Below are 16,343 nucleotides of genomic sequence, written 5' to 3'. Positions count from 1 at the left end.
CATTCCAAATTCGTCCTTCATTATTCGTAAGGATCCGATGTAATATTTTCCGGGCTCAGGCTTGTTTTTAAACATCCGCAAGTGGTAGGAGAGTCCCCCTGCTCCGAAAATCTCGGACAACTCACCTGAATAAGCTTTGCCATGGTAGCTAAAGGTCACCTGAATTTCCATAGATCGAAGAAAGGGCAAGTCCGGAAATCTGTCCGCTGGTGAATCTGGTTAAACCTGAAAAATTACGGCACCAGAGTATTAACCCGAAGAACCGGTATTATACACTTCAACTTTTCAAATGACGCTCGACATACTACTACGAGTTGCTAACAACAACCTTAAGTAGCGTCCTTACAACTACAAGGAGGTGAATTTATTAGCAAAACGAGTAGAGGTGAGAGTACCTTTGTGATTTCAATTAAATAAATAAAAGATGCTCTCAAGCTCAAGTAAAAATGTCGACAACATTGTAGGTGTCCCAGCCACCTGGACTGGAATGATACCAATTGACGATACTGCATTGGCTGCTAAAGACACAGGAGGCCCCGGCATCCCAATTATCTACCTGAATGGGCAATTTGCCACGCAAGGTTACTGGAAAAGGGTAATTACGGAGCTTGGCGCTGACTTCAGACATATTACCTATGACGAAAGGGCAAGAGGCAGAAATTCACTAAAATCATCTGACTATTCTTTTGAAGCTTGTCTCCGTGATGTAGATGCAGTTCTTGGTGCAAGAAACGTAAAAAGAGCTTTAGTGGTAGGTTGGTCGTACGGGGCGTATTTAGCGGCTCACTGGGCAACTCGTAATCCTGACAGGTGTATAGGGGCAGTTTTGGTTGACGGAGCAATGCCTTACGACTGGATGACAGAAACTATGGCAAAGCGGATAAGGAAGCTTTTTAAACGTTTAAATCCATTGCTGTGGGTGTTGCGCCCAACAGGATTAACACCGCGATTGAGTCCCTCACAGATGGCTGAAAGCAATATCGAATTGGGCTGGCTGGGGAGCGAAAGTGAATTGGGGCCGGTGCTGGATAAAATTACCAAGCCGACAAGATATGTACTTGCATCTGGCACATCCTTTGGGAGTAGGGGGAATGAACAAGAATTAATCCGAACGGGTGTCAACGCGGTAGTCGAACGAAATCCCAACATTAAGATTAGTGCCAAAGTACCCAGTACCCACGGCTCCATTCTAAAAAGGGATTTCTTTGAGGTAGCAAAAGCGATTCGGGAACTAACTAATATCTATCACCAAAAGATTGATGCAGTAGGGTAGAAGAACAAAATTGTAGAATTGGATTTAAAATATACTTATATGACTAATTCAAAATCAATCGGCAGCAAAATTGCCAAAGCACGAAAAGATAAAAAGATGTCTCAGGCGCAACTTGCCCAATGTCTGTTTATCAGCCCTCAGGCAGTTGGAAAATGGGAGCGTGGCGAATCGATTCCGGATATCGTTACCATTAACCGCCTTGCGGAAATACTGGGTCACGATCTTAATTACTTTTCAGAAAACTACCAATCAATTAGTAACGCACAGTCAGCGATCGTAAAAGCCGACAATAATGACGACGATGCTGAACGAACGATGCAGAACGCCAACGATACAGAGGAGCGACAATTATTGACGAATTTTAGCGGAAGTAACCTCTCGAAAGTTGATTTTGCAGGTGTTAACGCTCATAAGCTGAATTTTAACGGAAGTGCATTACGCGGTGCCAACTTTGCCGATGCCGACTTATCCGGGAGTTCATTTACGGGCAGTGATATGCGAGAAGTCAATTTCGACGGTGCGAACCTGACAGATTGTACTTTCTCAGCAAATGACCTTACAGATGCAAGTTTCAAAAAAACCATTCTTTTGCGTACTGTGTTTGACGCATCAGGACTTGCAGGAGCAAGATTTATTAATGCAGAATTGATAAGTGCAAAGCTGACAAAAACCGATCTTAAAAAGACTGTTTTTGAGAACTGTACTTTCAATGGCGTAGATTTTACGTTTGCTGACCTGAGAGAGGTAAACCTTGACGGGCAGACCTTTATTGATGTTAAGTTCGATAAAGCCGCGTTGAACGAAGCTACCTTCAACGGCTCAATCCTCAGAAATGTATCATTTCGACCCTCATACGCCCTAACCAATAAATACTATAGGGCTATTAAAACTATCCGCTTTGATGGTGCTACAATGGATAAACTAACTTTTGCTGAACTCGAAGGTATGGGAGCCGATCTATCAAAAGTTATGACTATTTAAGGTGAGCACTGTTATTTCATCTTTTTCAATTAGGCGTACCTAAAAATAAACAGTCACCGAAACCGGATCATCTTGTGCGTTTTGTTGACCAGGTTTTGAGCCTGCTTTTTATTGCTATCTGTAAGTCTATCCTATGTAAATAATAGGATCGTTTCTAATTTCGATCGGAATCATCACTTTGTAAAATAAAATCGTAATCATTCTGAAGATATTCATAGCACTTTGAGTAATCGAGATTCAATCTGCAAAAAATCATCTGATAATTACTCGGCACGTTACAGTTCACCGTTCTTTTTCTTAACCTGGCCAAGCCGCATCAAGGTTGTCCGAATCTCATGCGCAAACGTGCCCATCTATGGTTTGCGCCTATTACAGGCTATGGCTGATGAAGGTAACAATATCCGTTTGTATACCTCGTAAGATTTCTACACCTGGCCCCCTTTTTTGTGATACCGTGACATTGCTGACTTTGACCTGGTGGATTTTTCTTATTAACACTATTATTAATACCTAAGGAATAAGAATTTGAGCCGTGCTGAGGTTTACAGATCTTGCAGGGGGTTAATCCAGCTTCGACAGCTTCGGAAACGGTCATCGCCTGAGAAGCGGTTTTAGCATATCTACAACTTGCTAAATGATACTTTTCTCCAGTAGGAGTTCTGTAGACTATTTGGGCGTTGCCATTTAAGAATAGAAATAGAAACGCCGATATCACTGTGCTTTTAATGACACTATTCATTTAGAATTGGTTTTAAGTTTTTCGACACAGTTTCGTAAAGTCGGTAACTTAATTTGGATTCTGCCACTTTGTTCCATCGCCAAATGCGACTTCGGTTGGGTAGGCAACAATTATTTTTTTTCCATCTTTGCTATAAACATTCCAGGTTCCATAGCCCGTTTTACCGACACCTAAGCCTGAATCATCAAAACCACCTCCCCAGCCTTCAATAAGCCCAGTCATATCAGCAGGTTCTCCAAACGAATTTTCCCCGTACCATTTAAACCTAATGGCATTGATTTTCTTTCCGGACCTATTTTTGTACGAAAGGGAGACATTTTTATAATTGGAATATTCTTCATGGGAAAAAACAGCCTTCAAAATCTTCACGGGAAAACTATTGGATCCAATCGTGTCCTTAAACATGGTTGCATTAACAACTTCTTTGAGTCGTTCTTTTTGCCCCTGGCCCAATTCGGCGACTCTTTTCCTTATTGAATCGCGATTAACCACTTCTATCACTTCTTTACCATTTTGGTCAACTAATTCGAAATCAATCGGTCCAGTTGAATGGTAGTTGCCAAACGCCGCTTCTACACTTTCGTGAGCAATTTTGCTTATTTCAAACAATTTCACGGCCTCAGTATAGGCCGCCGAATTATTTGGAGCCGTAATTATTTGCTCTTTTCCGTCTTCACGGTAGGTATATTTCTTGTCGGTACATGATAACAAAAAAATGGATAATGTGATAACCAAGGAGTATTTCATTGCAATAAGCTTTTAGAGAGTCAGTGACAAGAGTTTAGAAATGACAATATGAACATTTTTGAGTTAATGTGTTTTGAATATTTCGGGGTAGTTTACAATCAGGCGGCATCGCTACAGCTTCAGTTTTTGGCCTATCGAATGATAACCCGAATAGAGTTTACCCATGCTCATCTAGCTGTGATTTTTTAATGACATGGACAAACATCAAAATAGATTCCCAAATACAGACAATCAAAATAGACCGACGAAAGTTATCATAACATTATTGCTAATTATCCGGGTGTTTTCCCCGGTAGCGGTACGGGAGTTTTCCCCTATTTCAAAAAAGCATCTTTAAAACTAGATTTGTATGGGTTAGTACATAAATTTGGTGGTGAAAGCCAGGAGTAGGAATTTGGCTTGGTGATGTGAGCGCTCCAAAATCGGCTACGCGCAATAAACATGAACGTTAGACGTAACAAAACTATGACCGAACAAAAAGGCATTTTCGAACAAATTACACATCATAAGTATACCTCCGACAATTGCTTTTTATGTGATTGTAAACTGACAGAAGAGAACAAAACGGTGGAACATGTTATTCCCAAATGGGTACTGCATCAATTTAATCTTTGGGACGAACAAATCACTCTTTTGAATGGGACGTTTTTGCCCTACAGATTTCTTACTATTCCTTGTTGTTTTGAGTACAATAATCTTCACCTTAGTCCTTTTGAAAATAAAATTCGAGCTGCCTTTGAAGGCGGTTATGAAGAGTTTCTTAAGATAGATAAAGAAACTCTTTTTCTATGGCTAGGGAAAATTTATTTTGGAATTATGTACCGGGAGTTATTTCTAAGTGCAGATAGGGCGGACCCTGACAGAGGAACAATTACGGGTCCTGACTATTTAGGATCGTTTTATTCTCATTTCCTATTCTTGCAGGGAATTAGAAAGCGGCACACCTTCAACAATTTTTTTCCCGCATCAATTTATTTTTACAAGACCCAAAAGCCAAAGCGAATTGAAGAGCAATGGGACCTTATGGACAGTCAGAATACGCCGTTTATTTCTGTTAGGATGGGAGAGATTGGAATTATAAGCACACTACAAGATTGTGAAGCAACAAAACAGTATGTTGATTTATTTGACCATCACATAGATATTGAACTGCATCCGCTTCAGTTTAAAGAAATGACCACTAGAATTTTGTATAAAAGGTTATTAATGAACCGGACGCCGAAATTTATAATTAAAGACAATGGCGAGATGGCCGAATCTTGGTTGATACCCCTTCAGGGCATAAGTGACAAACCAATTTTCGACGATTGGGATAATGACGAATATGCATCCATACTTTCTCATTTTACCGGTGTTCCTTTAGAAATATGCCAACCGAAAAAGGGAAAGGTTTGGACTTGGATGATGGACATAAATGGTAACTTGAATTTTATTCCAGTTGAAAATTGAATTCAATAGGGATCCTTTCATGGGCCAATGTACTTTACCAACTATTCGGCAATTTCGGGAAAGTAGCCTTTTTGGGTAGTGAATTGCTAACCGTACCGTTCTGTGTAGTGGGGGGACCCTGAATGATACATTCCTGGCTCCGGCCTTTCATTAAACATCCCCATGTAGTTTATTCAATGAAACCCGCCTTTTCTTATGCAAAAAACGCATAATTCGTAGAAAGCCTCAACAAATCTTCTGGATTTGTGTAATATATATATGCCTCTGCCAAATTACCTTGCGTATGAAGTCTTTTTATACACTAAAACTTACCCATCCCGGGGAAAAAAAGGTCTTTTCCGCCGGAGGGCCTGCCGGAAAGCAAGCAGGTCGTGAGGATCTTCAGACGGGCCCTGACTACCGTCAGGCAGGCCACGCCTACCGGCAGGCGATTCTACCCAGCGGATGTCCCAAGCTGGATTCCGCGCAAGAAACAAAGCTTTACAATCTCGAAAACGGAATACTTGTGCAGCAGCAACTTTCCCATGAAACCCTATACTTGGAACTGTTCTGGCTGGATTCAGCCAAACCTGTTATCATAAATTATGAAATTCTGGAAAATGCCACCGTCCTTTTTTATATGCTTCAGGGCCAAGTGGAAATAAAGGACGCAGGAGGAGTTGCGTCCTTTATGCAGACCAAAGAACGTTTTCATTACCTGGCGCGGTGCACGCCCGGTGGTTACACAGCTTTCTATCCAAAAGGACGACATCTTTGTTTCTTTATCGTGGTTCCCGACAACTGGATGGTTCAGCATCGTGAAGACTTCCCACTATTGGAAAAACTAGTCGTGAGTCTGAACAACGATCACCTGGCTCGCCACCAGGTTCCGCAGATATATATTAACAGGGACCTGTATCGCTGGCTTGACAAACACAGAAAGCTCCAGCCGCCAAATTCAGCGACTTTAGAAGTATTCATCCGGCAGTTCTTAGCCCATCTCCTCCACGTTTATGAAAACGCTCTCGCCCGGCAACATGCCCTCGCGTTTAAAGCCCTTGAAAGCATACAGGAACAGTATACCTCACAGGATCTTTCACACGTTTTGTTAACCAGTCAGCTTTTTATAAGTAAGAAAACTTTGTTCCAAAGATTTAAAGCCGCATTTGGGTGTACGCCTTCTGAATTTGCCACCGGGCTAAGGATGAAGCATGCACACCGACTAATCTCCCAGGAGAAGCTACCAGTGAAGCGGGTATTTTTCGCCGTTGGGTATAAGAACCGACATACATTTTGGTATGCTTATAACAAATTTCTTGGGGCTCAAAAAGGCTGAACCCAGTCTCGCGTAGGCCGTTTTGTTAAAAAAAAGGAATGGTTTTGGTAAAAATGACTCAAAATCGACCTTTTTTTGATTGACTTTGGCTTTTTGGCAACGTATCTTTACTTCATCATTAGCAAAACGAAAAAAGAAAATAAGCCACGACCGGAAAAGTTATTAGCGATTAAGAAGAGCAGGGTGAGGGGCCCTTTAATCACTCAAAGAACCGGAATTTACAGACCCCAAAAGTAAAGGCAGCCGGCGCCTTTATTCCATTAAATCACAGACGCGCACAGGTGAAAAAAATAATCACTGGAAGCGATGGGGGAGAGAAGTGCCTTTTTGTATCACATTAACTAAACACAAAAATAAAAATTATAATATGAAATTTTATAAAGCTTATTGTCGACAAGGCCTCGAACGTAAAGTAACCGGGCCGCCTGGACCTACGATTGAATGTAGTGGCTCGATAAGTGAATTTGTCCGGCTAATGAGGCTTTTAATTTATTGAAAGGGGAGCACCCCGAAATGACGACATCCTATTCGGGATGTTTAAGGCCCGCCGATGGGATATCCGGCCGCCCCCTGTTCCTACTTGGGAATATTTTACTGCCGGAATATCCGAACACTGTGGGGTGCTGGTAACGAATCGTTGCGGTATCGGCGGGAAAAAGGACGTATAACCCAAACGAGATTGGGTGCAATTAGAGGCATAAAGCGCATTGCACCGGCATACGCAGTGCGCTTTTCTTTCTTCGGGGAAAAACAGCTCGAACAGAGTTAAAAGTCGATTTTAAATAAGAGCTAATGAACGCCACAGTGAAATATAACTTGACCAATCACAGAACAGACAGTCTGCGAATGGTCCTTATTGGACTATTATTGCTATACTATTATTTTTTGGGCCTGCAAAAGGTCCTTGCCTTTAGCAGTTACCATGTCTGGTTGCAACATACACCAATCATTAAGCCCTGGGCGAATACATTGGCTTATGCTGTACCAGCGCTTCAGTTACTGCTTGCAGTTTTAATAATTTTCAAAAAAATGAGGCCATTGATACTTTCAGTTATTATACTCTCACAATTAACTTTTATTGTCTGGGTAATTTATGTCTTTTATACCACGCCGTATTTGTTCTGGCCGTGGCGGGCATTTTGGTCCCAGTCCAACTGGTTTCTGAAGCTTTTAGAGGCGCTTGGGGTAAGTTGGATAGCGATGCTGTTATTGATCTTGGATCGAAAGACTAATAACTCAAATAATCACATATGTGCCACATAATTAAAAACATAAGAGACTATTTCGAAATAAATGCAACATATGAGTCAACACCAGGGCATTGCCGAAACCCTTTAAAAAGTAGGCATCAAAATAAAAATTTACAATTATGAAAAAGTTCCCATTGTTTCTATTACTGGTTTGCCTTTCATTAATAACCGCTGTGGTTTTTGCTACTAGCCAAAAGTTCATAAACCAGGGGTTGGTAGTCGAAGATGGAGCAGGAGGTTTTAAACAAATCTCAAACACTTCTTCCATCAGCGGGCTTAATCTGCAAACGACGACAGGTAGTACTATGCAACTAACAACCCCTGGCGGTTCCCCTCGAAACGTATATTTCAACAATGGTTCCACCAACCAGAGCGTTATTTCGGACGGTACGTGGTAAACGAGGACAAGGGGGCGACATGTCGCCCCTACTTAATTTTCCTCTCTTCACTCGTAACCAGGATTTTGAGTTAGATTTGGATTTGTTGCTATTTCACTTACGGGAATTGGATATAGGCCATCGGTTTCCTTCCAGTTTTTATTTTGTATCCTTGACAACGCCTTATCTGTCAGCCCCCAACGCTTTAGATCAAACCAACGACACCCCCATTCTGCAAACATTTCTATTGATCTTTCTTTTATTAGTTTGGCTTTGACGTTCTCCATATCCGATGAATAATCCAAATTTGTCAGGCCTGCTCTCAATCTAACTACATTTAGATCATCAATGGCTTCACGAAGTTTCCCCTGGTTCATTCTTGATTCTGCCCGAATTAAAAACTGTTCAGAAAGCCTCAGTACCGTGTGATATTCAGCATAGTTACTTCCGGTCTGTCCATTCCCAATTTTATACTTATAGGGATAATAGTAGGTCAATTTGTTTGTCGTAAGTCTAGTCGAATCGACCCAGGCCACTTTACGTCGATCCCCCATTTCGAAAGAATCGAGAAACTCTGAATAGAGATAGACAACTGGAATAATAGCTGAGTTTTTTAATCTTGGTATAAAAATTCTGCCTTCTGGCGAAGAAAACAAATTTGATTGTGTGTTTTGTTGTTTTAGTTGCCAGATAGCCTCATTGTTATTTGGGCTGTATATTTTATCAACTGTAACAAGAGAAAACGAGTTGGTTGCAGAAATGACCTCACTTGAAAGTCTCCCTGCCTCTTCCCATTTCTTCTGGAACATATAAACCCTAGCTAGCAGCGCCGCAGCCGCATAGTAATTCGGTATAGTCCGTTCTCCTCCCAATGCTGAAAAGCGCTTAGACAGCCGTTCCCGAGCATTTGCAAGATCGGCTTCTATAAAATTATACACTTCCATTTCGCTGTTTCGGCTCAGCAGATTCGTCTTTTGCCAATTAGTAGTTGAGATGATTGGTACTGGTCCAAACATATTAACTAAATAGAAATAGCAGAAAGCTCGAAGAAAAGAAGACTCTCCCAGCATTTCATTTTTGATCGAGTCTGAGAAATTTGCTTTGGGAACATTTTCCAGCACTGCATTAGTTTGGAAAATTAACTGGTAAGTGTAAGCCCAAAATATGTTTCTCAATGAATTGTTATTCGGTAAAATGTCATTTCTATAAAATTCCCCGTAAACTTGATTATTGGGATCAAATAACAGGAATTCATCGGCACTCAATCCCGCATATAAAGTGAGTTGGCCGGATGAAAAGGCCGAAGAACCGTTCACCATCCTGTAATAAATTGCAGCTAAGGCAGATTTAGCCTGCTCAGGCGTCTCAAATACGGCTTTGGTAGTAAGTAAATTACTAGGCGGTTCTATTTTAATTAGTTTACGGCAACCACTCTGGATTACTATGAGTAGCGAAACTATTATTATATAAACTATTTTCATGATTCAGAAAATTTTTGTAAAGAGGATATTACAATTGCTATTTATTATAAAAACTTAAAAATTAAGTGATACTCCGGCTGTCAAAATCCTGGGGATACTAATAGTGGTAGCATTTTGAGTCTCCGGATCGGCACCTTTATACCGGGTTAGCAATATTAGGTTCTGCCCTTTAAAATATATACCGCAGCTTCCAAAGCCAGCACGTTTTAGTGCTGACTTTCGAATTGTATATGTTACTGCTGCGTTTTGTAGACGTACAAATGATGCATCTGTAAAAACTCCATCTGAATAATTTTTAAAATAGAAATAGGAATTATCAGGCCTTGTAGTAAACTTAGCAATGCTAGCTATGTCGCCGGGCTTTTGCCATCTGTTCATTACTTCAGCAGGTTGATTAACAATATCTCCGGGAATACCTCCAATATTGGCAAACGGTTTATTTCCTGTTTGTTTTTTGAAATAAAAGAGAAAATCCAGCGTCCAATTTCCGACACTTATCGTATTCGAAACGCCACCCTCATACCTTGGTGTTCTGTCGTAAACATATCGGTCGTCCGGGTTCTTGTTAGAAAAATCAATGTCAGTCTTGCCGTTCTCGTTCAAGTCGGCAAAAGTGTACTTTCCTGTTTCTGGATCTACTCCTGTATTATGCAGGACTTTTGTAATCAGTAAGGGACGCCCGACTACAAATATTCCGGCATATGGCGATTGGGAAAGGTTTGGGTAACTAAGTAATTTACTCCTGTTGAAAAATAGCGTCAAATTAGAGGCCCAAGTAAAACTCAGGCTTTTTATAGGGAAACCTTTTAAATTGAACTCGAAGCCGGTGTTTTGAACATTAGCTGGGCTATTGGAATAAACGCTAGCAAATCCTGTTATAGTGGGCGTTGGAAAGGCCACGAGTTGATTGTTGCACTGATTCCTATACCAGCTTGCTTCTAGTGAAATACGCTCTTTCAGAAGACTTATTGCCAGAGCTAATTCTAGTTTCTTGTTTGACTGCCAGTGAATGGTGGAATCATAATGCCTTTCAGGAAAAAGAATTTGGGATCCATCATAGGAAAAGGCGCCAAATGACCAGGAAGACTGATATTGGTAGTTGGGAATCTGGTCGCCGCCTGTACTTCCGTAACTGCCTCTTAACTTCCCAAAATCAACAAAGGGAAAAAGTTCTTTTATAAGGCGAGTTTCTGAAAAGATCCATGCCCCACCAGCAGAAGCAAAGGTCCCAAATTGTCGTCCCGGGCCGAATTTACTAGAGCCATCGTGTCTCATATTCAAATTGAGAATATACCTGCCGTCCCATAAGTAGTTGATCCTGCCAAACGTTGCGAAATACTTATAATCGGCACTAATATTTGAAATACTTTGCCGCTGAGCGCTAGACAAATTGCTGAGCAATGCGTCGTTCGCAATGTTATTTCCCGTCAGGGAGGCCCCACCAGTGTAATTATCCTGATAAGAGCTGCCCAACAACAAACTTAATTTGCCTTTTGAAATGAATGTAGTATAATCAATTTGAGGTTCGACGATCATGTTTTTAACCACAGTATAACCCAACACTGCAGACCCCATCGGATTAAAACTCGGATCCAGACTGGCAATGGGTATCCTACTATTTTGAACTGTTTGAATATTACCATAGCCAAAATTCGCCTTTGCCTTTAGTCCTTTTAACAGGGTGTAACTGAGGGAAAGGTTGCTGTTCAGAAAATTCGTTTTAGCGTTGTATGACTGCAATAAATAACCAAAAACAAACATATAACTCCTGGGAGTCCAGCCCGCATAGTTGAGGTTGCCATTGATATCGTAAATTGGAGGGGCTGTTGGTGGAAGCGAAACGGCCTGCGGATTGACTGTTGTATTAACGTCGGTAGTATTGTACATACCTGACAACCCGATAGAGAATTTGTTTTCCGGAGTGTGGTGATTAATGTTAAAGGAAACACCCCCTCGTCTATTGAAGCCTTTTACTGCCAATATATCCGATTGTGCATGATACCCGGCACTAATTCGGTAATTCCCAGAGGAGTTACCAGCAGAAACTCCAACGTTGGCGTCATTTGTATGGCCCAATCTGTCCCACAGAAGTCTCTGCCAGTCCCTAAAACTCGTGCTGTCCCATATCACCAAGTCGGGTGCGTTTTGTGCGTTTACGGGTAAATTATCATTAGACAAGGCTTCAAGCCGCATTTCTACATATTGCGGGGTGTTTAGCACTGGATAAAAGCGGCTAACCTGAGTAATACCTGAGCTGAAAGTGCCTTCTGTCTTGATTTTCCCGGTTTCACCTCTTTTCGTAGTGATTAGTATCACACCATTGGCAGCACGCGAACCGTAGATTGAAGTGGCATCAGCATCCTTTAATATTTCAATGCTTTCAATATCATTAGGGTTGAGGCTAAACAACGGACTTTGACCGAGAGCCGGACTATTAATACCAGTTTGTATAACCCCTCTGGAACCAGTTGCATAATTATCAGCACCTTTGAGATCTTGTATTGTTAGAGGAACACCATCCACTATGTAAAGGGGGTCTGATGGAATACTCGGATTAATTGTGTTCCTACCCCGTATCTCTACTTTGATAGCACCACTGGCATATCCATTATTTCGAGCAACGGCAACCCCGGGAATTTGTCCTTGCAATGCATCCAATACGTTCATTACGGGTTGTTTTTGAATGTCTGTGGCTGTCAATTTACCAATATTACCAGTCCGAAGCCGGTCGCTAGTGATGCCATAAGCTTGTACCACCACCTTGTCAAGCTCGTTTGTAGCTTCGCTTAGCGCGATATTCATCGGCGCATTTAATAATAATGCTTTAACCTGAGTTGCATAACCAATGTAGCTTATGCGCAGTTTGTCTTTCTCTTGAACGCCATGCAGTATAAAGGCGCCTGATGCTCTTGTTACCGTTCCTTTCCCGGTGCGAGTGTTTGTTACTGTCGCACCGGAAAGTGGCTCCCCCGCTGCATTATGGACAGTGCCGCTTATTGGAGTATTGTTTTGTGCGACAACCGTGTTGAGATATAGGCATAAGATTGCCATTACGCCCAACAGCGTGAATTTTTTCATACTTAAAGAATTGATTCGTTTTGTAATGTGATTTAGCTAAGAATAGGGCAGAGGTATCCCATTTGGTTTAGAGGGTTACACTTTGCCCTGGAAGGTGCCGGAATAGCGGGTATGTAGGTTAGCGAAACAAATCCGTTACCCCGGCCGAGGGTCACTCCGGCTGGCGGGGTTTACGAGCGTACAGTAGATTATAACTTACTGTAAAGGAAAAGCAGATAGGGCACGCAAAAGATTGTCCTGGTCTGAAGGAGTATGAAGACCTTTTCTGATAAATAATCAGAAATGCGTGTTTAGAATTTCTATATTTAACAAGCGTTGTTTTCAATGGCAAAATCTCTAACACTTCAGCTTTCGAAGAATCAATTGTCAAATATATAGAATACAATCTAAACAACAAAATAATTTTGTAAGGTATATTTTGTTGTTTAAAAATAAGCTCCTTTTGTTAGGTGGGTGCTTATCATAACATAAAGATCACTAAACAATTAGGAGCACGACTTGCCAAGTTGCGGGAAGAACGGAAACTGGAAGCAGAAGATGTTGCTGAAATGACCGGGTTTACTGCAAATACAATTCGGAAAATTGAAGATGGCAGAGAGTGTAGTATCAGTTATTTTATCGAAATTGCATTTGCGATTGGTGTTCATCCAAAGGACGTTCTTGATATAGACCTTGACATAAAACCCAGGTATGCTTTATCCGCCAGGAGAAAGGAAAAAAGCCGGCTCACTCAGCGGATTAGCGAGCTAATAGAAACTGATTTTTTCGAAACACCAAGGTTCGTTGGCGATATCGTCAAATACCTGGACAAGAAATATAAAATCGAAACGCATTCACCCTCGGTTTCGGTTACAATTGCGCGTCTCCAATTGGTTCGAAGGGCACCAGGAAAGCCTAAGTTGATGTACAGAACAGTCGGCCGGAGAAGGCAATATTATTTTAAATAAGTCAACTTTATTTGGGCCTATGGTTGCCTATTTGACCGTTAATTGGTCTCAGATATATGAATTTATGAAACAGAGTTGATTCATGTTGACCCACCGGCACTGATAAGCAATTAGCCGGTATACAATGATCGATTGCAGTTTTTTCCAGGCGTCGATTTGGCGAGCTTGACCGCCAGCAGGTTTGTTGATCCACCTTGATCTATTTCTTCGAAAGACGGCTGATGATGCCATTCTGGCATTTTGATCCACCTGTAACTGCACCTGTGAGTGCTTTTTGTAGGTCATTTGCTCTTTAAAGTTTTGGAGTACGGCAGAAAAGCTCACCTCGATGAAAAAAATAAACCAGGTTTTGCAAGTCCATGCCGACGCTGGTATTAGAGAGATGGCTCGAAGAGTCGTATTAGTCGTGGCCATCAAAATATACAATCCCTGATCATGCGACCCGAATTTGATGTGGGCTTTCAGTTAGGCATATTAACCCTTACTGTTAGTTTTACTGAACTTTTCCAAATGTACTTGGAATGATACCTTTTATCCTTACGGTAAACTTGCCTGATTTCTTCGCTTGATTTTATGGTTCGCAAATGGAAATTCTCATTCGTCGATCTCAATTATAAAGCTTTTTGAGCGTGAGATTGATGCTTGCCGTCACCAATTGCTTGTTTACGAGACGCAGGGGCTAGCCAACACCTAAGCCAGAGTCTTGGTCGTTTCCGAATGAGAGGTGAGGGGTATTTTTCACGGTCGCCTCACGGGAATTTTCCCGTATCCACAAAAAACACGTGGCTGAAGCTTGTTATTGTTTATTTGTTTTATAAATTTGAGGGTGGGAATACGTGGTAGAATTAGATTGTTTTCCATGATCAATGAGTCGTATTGGGACTTTTTTAAGGTCGAGTTTCGGCATATTCGATACAATGAGGCAGTGCCATCTGACATGAAAACCGAGCAGACAGTAGTCACAATTTTAAACGTTTCTGTTATTCAAGACACGTTTGTAAAGAAATGCACTTAACGGTGATTTTCTGAGAAGTATTTAAAGTCCCTGCTGGGAGGTATTCCGGTGTGAAAAGAATAACGATAAAATGTATACACTAATGAAAAGGCATGGGGTGTGGATGATGCTGTTCGCAATGGGAAACGCCAGGCCGAGAAATTTGAAAAACGAAAAGGCCATGCCAATCATAATCCTTGTTCATGGGTATTGGTAGATAGTTAATGAAACAAAATTTTTAACTTTTAAAATAACGATAAATGAACACAGGCATTATTAAAGCGATTCAGAATTTAAGTATAGTTGAATTCTCCTATAAAGGAGAGTTAAGAGTGGTCGAACCACATTGCTATGGTGAAACTACTGCGGGCAATGAAGGCTTGCGCGCATATCAGATTGGCGGCTACAGTTCAACTGGTAAATTCGGATGGAAAATGTATGACTTGCGAAAAGCTGATAATATTACTATTACTGATCAAACTTTTGACGGCCCCAAGGAAGGATATAAACGTGGAGATAAAGGTATGATACATATTTATTCAGAACTTTAAATTATTTAACGATGGAAGGATATAGAAATAGAGGCGGCGATTCAGGAGTGTCTGCCTATGAAATCGGCACCGATTACATTAAGGTAAAATTTGCAGGAAATCCCAGAACATATACTTATAGCCACCGAAAAGCAGGAAGCTCACATGTTGACAATATGAAGCGATTAGCTAAAAGTGGTAGTGGCCTGAATAGTTATATTAATAGATATGTAAAGTATTTGTACGATTAACTCCTATCAATTCTGCGCTAATGATTAAACGCATTGACCACTTAAAAAATTTTGGCATCTTAAAAACTTCAACTGGGGGGCTATTCCTAATATTGAAGAATTTAAAGAAAAGAATATCCTCTATGGGTGGAACTATTCAGGTAAAACAACATTGTAAAGAATTTTCACTTCCTTAAGGGATAAGGAGATTCATCCCGGGCATAAATCAGGTATAATGAAATTAACATGTGACGCTGGCGTTTTTGATAACGTAAATTTATCTTCTTTCCCTTACAAAGTCGTAGAGGTGATTTTCGACTTTTGAAGTTTCGAGAAGAGATCTTAACATAACCCGACGAAACACTAGGTTTTCAACAGTCAATTAACTGGAAGCAATGATTATAGTAACATTTAAATAACAGACGATGAAACTCATATTACTGGCATTTAGCACATTAATTATCACTTTTTCCTTCGGACAAGATTTCAACATTCCCCTTAAAGATGGTTTGGTTGTTTATGAAAAAACCGATTCATCAAGTGAATTTAAAAAAGATGTTCTGTTTGTTAAATCGATGGAATGGCTATCTAAAACCTTCGAAAACGCGAAGTATGCAATAGAGTTAAGTGATAAGGATGCGGGACTAATTATTTCAAAAGGTAATGTTGATATTATCTTTAAGCAGTCCATTATGACTTACTCGCCGAATTCGAAATTTACATTAAAAATCAATGTGAAGGACAACAAGTTCAGGGTCCAGGTTTTTGATATTACGTCTATGATCGGGGGAAATTATACTCCTATTGAGACCAGTTTAAAAAAATATGGTGCTAGGAAACAAGACCGAACGTTTTTTGTTATGTTCGATATGAAATATAATACTCCCCGAAATTCAGACCAGAGGGTTAGTTAATAAATTTGTATTAATTTAAACCTCAATTATGAAGAAGC

12 protein-coding genes are annotated in these 16,343 nt (G+C 40.7%); 9 read left to right on the top strand and 3 right to left on the bottom strand.

All coding sequences use genetic code 11. From position 1 onward, the window contains the following. Positions 1 to 424 precede the first annotated feature (424 nt). The gene (locus AC3WS5_RS06630) at positions 425 to 1,273 is read left to right on the top strand and encodes an alpha/beta fold hydrolase (RefSeq protein ID WP_492466483.1); all 849 of its coding nucleotides are present in this window, start codon (positions 425 to 427) and stop codon (positions 1,271 to 1,273) included. A gap of 18 nt (positions 1,274 to 1,291) precedes the next feature. Further along, a complete protein-coding gene (locus tag AC3WS5_RS06625; protein WP_492466482.1) occupies positions 1,292 to 2,254 on the top strand; it encodes a pentapeptide repeat-containing protein in 963 nt (320 codons plus the stop codon). A gap of 787 nt (positions 2,255 to 3,041) precedes the next feature. Here the strand turns inward: AC3WS5_RS06625 and AC3WS5_RS06620 are convergent. Next, the gene (locus AC3WS5_RS06620; protein WP_492466481.1) at positions 3,042 to 3,608 is read right to left on the bottom strand and encodes a hypothetical protein; all 567 of its coding nucleotides are present in this window, start codon (positions 3,606 to 3,608) and stop codon (positions 3,042 to 3,044) included. Between the two features lie 597 nt (positions 3,609 to 4,205). Here AC3WS5_RS06620 and AC3WS5_RS06615 point away from each other — a divergent pair. The 3 genes from AC3WS5_RS06615 (at position 4,206) to AC3WS5_RS06605 (ending at position 7,767) form a co-directional block, all read left to right on the top strand. Further along, complete coding sequence (locus AC3WS5_RS06615) at positions 4,206 to 5,189, top strand: hypothetical protein (protein WP_492466480.1); 984 nt, start codon at positions 4,206 to 4,208, stop codon at positions 5,187 to 5,189. A gap of 283 nt (positions 5,190 to 5,472) precedes the next feature. After that, positions 5,473 to 6,504: a helix-turn-helix domain-containing protein gene (locus AC3WS5_RS06610; protein ID WP_492466479.1), complete on the top strand. Its 1,032-nt coding sequence runs from the start codon at positions 5,473 to 5,475 to the stop codon at positions 6,502 to 6,504. A gap of 792 nt (positions 6,505 to 7,296) precedes the next feature. Beyond that, complete coding sequence (locus tag AC3WS5_RS06605) at positions 7,297 to 7,767, top strand: MauE/DoxX family redox-associated membrane protein (protein WP_492466478.1); 471 nt, start codon at positions 7,297 to 7,299, stop codon at positions 7,765 to 7,767. A 432-nt stretch (positions 7,768 to 8,199) separates the two neighbouring features. On the opposite strand, the gene AC3WS5_RS06600 is transcribed toward AC3WS5_RS06605, so the two are convergent. Next, positions 8,200 to 9,612: a RagB/SusD family nutrient uptake outer membrane protein gene (locus AC3WS5_RS06600; protein WP_492466477.1), complete on the bottom strand. Its 1,413-nt coding sequence runs from the start codon at positions 9,610 to 9,612 to the stop codon at positions 8,200 to 8,202. Positions 9,613 to 9,666: 54 nt separating this feature from the next. Continuing rightward, a complete protein-coding gene (locus AC3WS5_RS06595; RefSeq protein ID WP_492466476.1) occupies positions 9,667 to 12,690 on the bottom strand; it encodes a SusC/RagA family TonB-linked outer membrane protein in 3,024 nt (1,007 codons plus the stop codon). A 449-nt stretch (positions 12,691 to 13,139) separates the two neighbouring features. Here AC3WS5_RS06595 and AC3WS5_RS06590 point away from each other — a divergent pair, with 449 nt between their 5' ends. From AC3WS5_RS06590 to AC3WS5_RS06575, 4 genes are all read left to right on the top strand, one after another. Then, positions 13,140 to 13,637 (top strand): helix-turn-helix domain-containing protein, encoded by a 498-nt coding sequence (locus AC3WS5_RS06590; protein ID WP_492466475.1) that lies wholly within the window; start codon positions 13,140 to 13,142, stop codon positions 13,635 to 13,637. A gap of 1,254 nt (positions 13,638 to 14,891) precedes the next feature. Beyond that, on the top strand, positions 14,892 to 15,182 hold the full coding sequence (locus tag AC3WS5_RS06585; RefSeq protein WP_492466474.1) for a hypothetical protein: 291 nt from the start codon (positions 14,892 to 14,894) through the stop codon (positions 15,180 to 15,182). 11 nt (positions 15,183 to 15,193) lie between these two features. Next, the gene (locus tag AC3WS5_RS06580; protein ID WP_492466473.1) at positions 15,194 to 15,412 is read left to right on the top strand and encodes a hypothetical protein; all 219 of its coding nucleotides are present in this window, start codon (positions 15,194 to 15,196) and stop codon (positions 15,410 to 15,412) included. Positions 15,413 to 15,816: 404 nt separating this feature from the next. Then, positions 15,817 to 16,305, top strand: coding sequence for a DUF4468 domain-containing protein (locus AC3WS5_RS06575; protein WP_492466472.1), 489 nt, complete (start codon positions 15,817 to 15,819; stop codon positions 16,303 to 16,305). Positions 16,306 to 16,343 lie beyond the last annotated feature (38 nt).

The sequence above is a fragment of the Niabella sp. CPT15-335-S11 genome, from assembly GCF_058792415.1.
Note: the sequence above shows the minus strand (reverse complement) of the source record. Positions and strands in the feature narration are given on the sequence as shown.

Bases quoted from the DNA above. Each gene is read 5' to 3' on its own strand.
- AC3WS5_RS06580 (WP_492466473.1), top strand. From the start codon at position 15,194: ATGGAAGGATATAGAAATAGAGGCGGCGATTCAGGAGTGTCTGCCTAT.
- AC3WS5_RS06585 (WP_492466474.1), top strand. From the start codon at position 14,892: ATGAACACAGGCATTATTAAAGCGATTCAGAATTTAAGTATAGTTGAA.
- AC3WS5_RS06595 (WP_492466476.1), bottom strand. From the start codon at position 12,690: ATGAAAAAATTCACGCTGTTGGGCGTAATGGCAATCTTATGCCTATAT.
- AC3WS5_RS06610 (WP_492466479.1), top strand. From the start codon at position 5,473: ATGAAGTCTTTTTATACACTAAAACTTACCCATCCCGGGGAAAAAAAG.
- AC3WS5_RS06575 (WP_492466472.1), top strand. From the start codon at position 15,817: ATGAAACTCATATTACTGGCATTTAGCACATTAATTATCACTTTTTCC.
- AC3WS5_RS06630 (WP_492466483.1), top strand. From the start codon at position 425: ATGCTCTCAAGCTCAAGTAAAAATGTCGACAACATTGTAGGTGTCCCA.
- AC3WS5_RS06600 (WP_492466477.1), bottom strand. From the start codon at position 9,612: ATGAAAATAGTTTATATAATAATAGTTTCGCTACTCATAGTAATCCAG.
- AC3WS5_RS06605 (WP_492466478.1), top strand. From the start codon at position 7,297: ATGAACGCCACAGTGAAATATAACTTGACCAATCACAGAACAGACAGT.
- AC3WS5_RS06615 (WP_492466480.1), top strand. From the start codon at position 4,206: ATGACCGAACAAAAAGGCATTTTCGAACAAATTACACATCATAAGTAT.